We start from the raw sequence: 5,495 nt of genomic DNA, 5'->3' as shown, positions 1-5,495 counted from the left end.
ACTTCACAAAATATATTTGGCACTACCGAACTGACGCCGTTTTTTTGCTGAATTACTACCGTTTTGAAATGTACCGTTTGTCCAGGTCTGTAAATAGCTCTGTCTGTAAACACAAATGGTTTGGCTTCCCAATAAGCTTCTTCTTCATGCTTTGCACTGTTGCGTTTTTGACTTAACGAAACTGCTGGCGTATAGAGCGTGTCGCCTTCGTGAGTGATATATTTTTTGATAGTTCTGTAGCGAGCACGTTTGTTGATGGTTGCTTGTCCGTAAATATTGGTGCGCGCAACTTGATTGATAAGTCTTTTTTTGTCAGAAATTTTAATACGTGCTTTGTAAATAGGTTTTCCTGTAGCACGATTTAATATCGTGTGTATTTGTTTGTCGTTGAATTCGGTAACGAGTTCTGAAAGAGTTGTTTTTTGAAGGAAATTGAACGCGAAAATTCCTGTGGACGTATTTCCTTCGTTCGTGTCGGAAAGTGTAATTAAATACTTGCCTTTTGGAAGTGCAGGAATTGCAATTTCGGTCGTGTGTTCAAAATAATCTTTCGGAATTTTGGTTTGGTAACTTTTACTAAGTACCGCTTTTTTGTGTTTGATATAATTGCCAATCAAAGAATCGCGCGTAGCATACTTTTCATTTTCCAAAAACGTGTGAGGAACACGATACGCTTTTAAAAATAAGGTGTCAACATTTTTAACCTTTATACTTGCTAATGTTGGTCGGTTTGGCACACTAAACTGTTCGGTAGTGAATTTGATTTTTTTTGCTTCAATTTTTCGTTGAAGAAATTGACATTTAATTCCGCCTTCCGAGTTTGGATATTTGGCAGCCATTTCTTTGGTGAGTGCCATGGCAAGTGCGCGAAATTCTTTTGTTTTTTTTTGAGAAGTGTAATGCGGAAACTTTGAAATGTCCAAATAATGATCGGCAAGTTGAAAATTGATCAACGCTTCCAACGGATTGTCCTTGTATTGTTTTGCCAATTGCAGCAATGCTTTGATGTAAAACGAATTACTTTGTGGTATCCCTAAAACGGTTTGTTTATACAAAAACTCAAAGCGTTGTAGCACAACATCTACATGTGCATTTTTATTTTTTAGCGCAATTTTTTCTAGCTTTTGAAACAGTCGCAATGCATTGGTTACGCCAAATACTTGTTGCGTATTTGCTTCATAATTTTGCTGTATAAATATTTTTGTGAGTGTAAAATCTTTGTCAGAAAATATATAATTTTCAGCATCTGGATATGAATACGGAATTCCTGATTTATAAAAGTTGAGCGCATTGTGTGCTAAAATTTCATACAAAGTAGCGCGGTATATGTTCATCGTTGCTTTTCCTTCTAAAAGCATCATGTACTTTTCCACAGGAAGCTGTAAAAGTGCATCTTCACGAGCGATAGAATTTTGAAAATGCTTGTGAATTTCGATCACAAACGTTTTTATGTCCCATAAACTAACATCATTTGAAATTGTTTGAGAAACGACTTCCGAGCGCGAGCGGATTTTGTATTGATACTTTCGCACATATTGCGTTAATAAGCGCGCATACATGTTTTCTAAAATGGCATTTGTCGGAAATGCTTGCTTGTCTATTTCTGCGCGAAGACTTTGCAATACAGCAACTTCCGAATCTTCCGTAAGGAATAAAGCAAACTTAGCACGGTATATAAAACTTTTTACAATTTGTTCTGTTTGTTGCGTTGTATTTGCTTCTTTATAAATGCGTTCTACTACTTTTTGGGCAGAAGCAAATTTTCCTTCCAATTCTAAATTTTCTACTTTTTGCCACTTTTTATCATAATCATATTGTGCAATACTTAGTTGTACGCATAAAAAAGTAAAAAGGCTGAGTATGTATATTTTTCGCATGGATCTTTAAATTCGGTTGGTGAAGCAAATAACTATAAACCTTGTTAAAGATACAATAATGAATTAGGGAACGTACTTTGTGAATTAGGGAACTTATTTTTTTTGATTTCATTTAGATTTTGATTTGAATGCAGATTCTTTTAGCTTTAACAAAATGAACCGATGTTACCAAACTCATGAAATATATAGTACTATTCTTTCTTTTAAACCTAACTTTTTGTTTGGGTCAAGATGCTTCTAAAAACATAGAAGCTATTTTAGATACGATATGGGAAACTGAACAAACTCCCATACGACAACGAGATGCTGCTATGAAACGCTATGGAGATCAATCGGAAGCATATAAAAAATATCAAGAACTCTATAGAAAGAATCATGTTGTTAATGAACAAAAAGTGAGATTATTATTAGATACTTATGGATGGCCAAGCAAGGAAATAGCTGGCGAACGTGGAAATTTAACGATTTGTAATGTACTTCAACATGCTGATAATGCTGTTCGTGAAAAATATCTTCCGATGATGCAACAAGCTGTAAAGGATAAAAAATTAGAGGCACGTTTTTTGGTGCGAGCAGTAGATAGAATTGCAACCGAAAAAGGAGAATTGCAATTGTATGGCGGACAAATGAAATACTACGCAGAAACGAAAAGTTTTAATGTTTGGCCAGTACACGATCCAGCAAATATTGATAAAAGAAGAGCAGCGATTGGATTAGAACCAATTGCTATATTTTTAAAAAGACGCTTTGATTTTGATTGGAATTTAGAAGAACAACGTAAAAGAACAGCCAAATTTATTCAGCAACAAAAAAATAAAAACTAACAGATAAATACCGATCTTAATCAGTAATCGTTATTATGAATATGAAAAACTATATTGTAATTATTTTATGTTTCGCTTTCGCGAATGTATACGCACAGGAATTTCCCAAACCGACACTAATTTCACCCGAAAATACTTTTTATGCGTTTTTGGACAACGAACGTATTTCTGATCCTACCAAATACAACGGAAAGGTGAAAAAGGTCGTGCGAACGTTTAAACAATTTGAACAAGGCTATGACGAAGCAAGTACGGAGAAAGTGACATTATTGCTAAATAAAAGTGGAAAACTTGCTAAAACTATTACAAGAACGTATACCTATGGAATTGAAGATGCTAAAGAGGAAATAAATCATTTAGTAGCTCCAAAAGCTGAAATTCAAAAAGAAGGCAATATTACAATCAAAATAATCAAAGAAGAATTGCCCGAAGATGTGTATTATGCAGGCGATCAAAAAGGAGACGATCGGTATGTGTATACAAATGATAAGTTAGTCGCTTTTTATACTAATAATGATAGCATTTCGTATGCGTATGATGCAAAAGAGCGATTGAACGAAATTAGAATGTTTGAAAGTTTAATTATGGAAGAATATAGTGATGAAGATGATTCCGTAATGTATATGCGTTCGCAGTTTGAAGATAAATTTTTAGAAAAAGTCTATTTTAAAAACGACTTGCCTGCACGAAAAATGGTCTATGATAAATTTGGAGAAGTCATAGATATTTACAAAAAATCGTATACCTATACTGCCAATCAGCAATTAGCGAAGTTTCAAACGGAATACACACGGTATTTGTTTGATTATTACGAAACAGCACTTCCGATCGACAAACAAAAATATTCAGAATTCCCTAAAGTGGAAATGAATGACAGCATTCAAACTGGAACATTTCAATATTCAAAAACGAATAAAATAACATCTTATTATAGAACAAAAGGAGAAGAAAAAGAAAGCTACACGGTCACTTATGATGAAAATGATCGGATGTATTTTGTGGTCGGAACTTTGGTTTTTTACCAAAAGGGAGATTTGGTTTCGCTCGATATTGAATATGAATATTTATATGACGAAAAAGGAAATCCGAGTTCCATTCGATCATTTTATTATATTGGCGGTGAAAAAATACTGCACAAAGAAACCACTTTTGAGATTGAATATTATGAATAAACAAACACAAAATGCATGAAGTTCATTTTATATATAATCGTTATATGCTGTTTGTTAAGTTGTGAATCGAACGTAAAAGAAGTTACAAAAACAGAAGCTACGGAAACACAAAATACAATAACAATAGATACGACGCGTATTGTGGAAAAAGCAATGGAGAAATTGCCCGTTATTGCGCCAAAAGGAAGTCAGGTTTTTACAGAAAGCGTTAAACTTCGATATTTGCGATATGATGGTTATTGGTTGAAAAAAATAGAAGTGCCAGATTGTGAAGAATCAGGAGATGGAACGCAAGATCCAAATGATGATAAAAAAATCAAATCAATTAAATATACGGATGATGGATTTCTGATTACATTTACTGTAGTTGAAAACTGTTGTTCTGAATTTTTATGTGAAGCTGAACTTGTAAATAAAAGTACATTGAATATAATTTATCAATCTTTTGGGAGAGAATGTTCGTGTAATTGTAAATTCACACTGAGTTACGATTTTGAAGTGAATGATTTACGAGAACAAATAGGAGAGAAGCGAATTCCAATCACGCACATACAATTCAACAACGAACCTACTTCCAAAGTTGCATTTAAAAAATACTAAAATAGAAACGCAATGCGATATCTCGGCTTATTTATAATACTATGCTGCTTGTTAAGCTGCGCTACCGAAACTCAACGAATAGATATTTGTTATCCCGACAAAGGCATTAAAACAGCAAAAGAGTATGTTGAATACAATCCCGAAAACTATAGGCTGACAGAATATAATGAAGAAGGAGTTCCTATAAGAGCAGAACATAGTGAAGCAAAAAAAGTGTATGATCATGTGTATAGCAATGATACACTACAGTACACTATTGTCACAAATCTAGATCGAGATACTTATACTGAAGGTGAGTTAGATTCAAGTTCTGTAGATACGCTATTTGTAACCAAACATCAAAAAGACCCAAGAAGATATCTTTTTCTTGAACTAGAGAGCACATCTGGTACTCGTATAGAATTTACATCTGTTGATTGCAGAAAAGAATCTTTAATTGTATCTGATGAATACGGGAAAATTCAAGATATAGAAATGTTTAAAAAAGATGGGATTTACAGCAAAGTGATCGCTATTTATTATGAAGGTAAAAAAGAAACAATTGTAGTGTCAAATTATATAAATTATAAATTTGACAGTCATGGACATTGGATTGAACGCACAGAAAGATTGAATGATGGTAGTACTACTATAGAAATACGAGCATTAGAACATTATTAAATTTAAAAATCAAAAATGAAATACATATACGCACTTTTATGTTGTTGCCTTCTAAGCTGCGCTACCGAAACTCAACGAATAGATATCTGTTTTCCAGATAAAGGTATTAAGACTTCCAAAATTTATAAAGACTACGATACTGACTATTCTATTATGATAACTTATAACCGCGAAGGATATCCCATGAAAGAGGAATATACAAGGTTAAAGCAGCTATACGAGTATAGGTATAGTAACGATACGCTTCTGTATACAATAACAACAAAATTGGATCGTGGTGACTATCCTGAAGGCGACCCGGAATCAGATTATGTAGATACGTTATTTGTGAGAAATTTTGAAAAAGATCCAAGACGTTATTT

General features: G+C 33.5%; 6 protein-coding genes. 5 read left to right on the top strand and 1 reads right to left on the bottom strand.

The annotated features are described in order from the left end of the window. A partial coding sequence (locus tag AB8B65_RS20950) for a hypothetical protein (RefSeq protein ID WP_405303229.1) occupies positions 1-1,877 on the bottom strand: 1,877 nt, incomplete at its 3' end. 176 nt (positions 1,878-2,053) lie between these two features. Here AB8B65_RS20950 and AB8B65_RS20945 point away from each other — a divergent pair. The 5 genes from AB8B65_RS20945 to AB8B65_RS20925 form a co-directional block, all read left to right on the top strand. Next, entirely contained in the window at positions 2,054-2,701 is a 648-nt protein-coding gene (locus tag AB8B65_RS20945) for a DUF6624 domain-containing protein (protein WP_405303228.1), read from the top strand. Positions 2,702-2,742: 41 nt separating this feature from the next. Continuing rightward, positions 2,743-3,873, top strand: coding sequence for a hypothetical protein (locus tag AB8B65_RS20940; protein ID WP_405303227.1), 1,131 nt, complete (start codon positions 2,743-2,745; stop codon positions 3,871-3,873). Positions 3,874-3,888: 15 nt separating this feature from the next. Continuing rightward, a complete protein-coding gene (locus tag AB8B65_RS20935; protein WP_405303226.1) occupies positions 3,889-4,473 on the top strand; it encodes a hypothetical protein in 585 nt (194 codons plus the stop codon). 12 nt (positions 4,474-4,485) lie between these two features. Beyond that, positions 4,486-5,133, top strand: coding sequence for a hypothetical protein (locus AB8B65_RS20930; protein WP_405303225.1), 648 nt, complete (start codon positions 4,486-4,488; stop codon positions 5,131-5,133). Between the two features lie 15 nt (positions 5,134-5,148). Beyond that, on the top strand, positions 5,149-5,495 hold a 347-nt coding region (locus AB8B65_RS20925), incomplete at its 3' end, for a hypothetical protein (protein ID WP_405303224.1).

The sequence above is a fragment of the Kordia sp. genome (assembly GCF_045105435.1).
Taxonomy (GTDB): Bacteria; Bacteroidota; Bacteroidia; order Flavobacteriales; family Flavobacteriaceae; genus Kordia.
The sequence above is the reverse complement of the archived record's forward strand: the minus strand, read 5'-3'. Positions and strand labels throughout refer to the sequence as shown.

Excerpts from the sequence above, each read along its gene's own strand:
- AB8B65_RS20945 (WP_405303228.1), top strand. The coding sequence starts at position 2,054 with ATGAAATATATAGTACTATTCTTTCTTTTAAACCTAACTTTTTGTTTG.
- AB8B65_RS20940 (WP_405303227.1), top strand. The coding sequence starts at position 2,743 with ATGAAAAACTATATTGTAATTATTTTATGTTTCGCTTTCGCGAATGTA.
- AB8B65_RS20935 (WP_405303226.1), top strand. The coding sequence starts at position 3,889 with ATGAAGTTCATTTTATATATAATCGTTATATGCTGTTTGTTAAGTTGT.
- AB8B65_RS20930 (WP_405303225.1), top strand. The coding sequence starts at position 4,486 with ATGCGATATCTCGGCTTATTTATAATACTATGCTGCTTGTTAAGCTGC.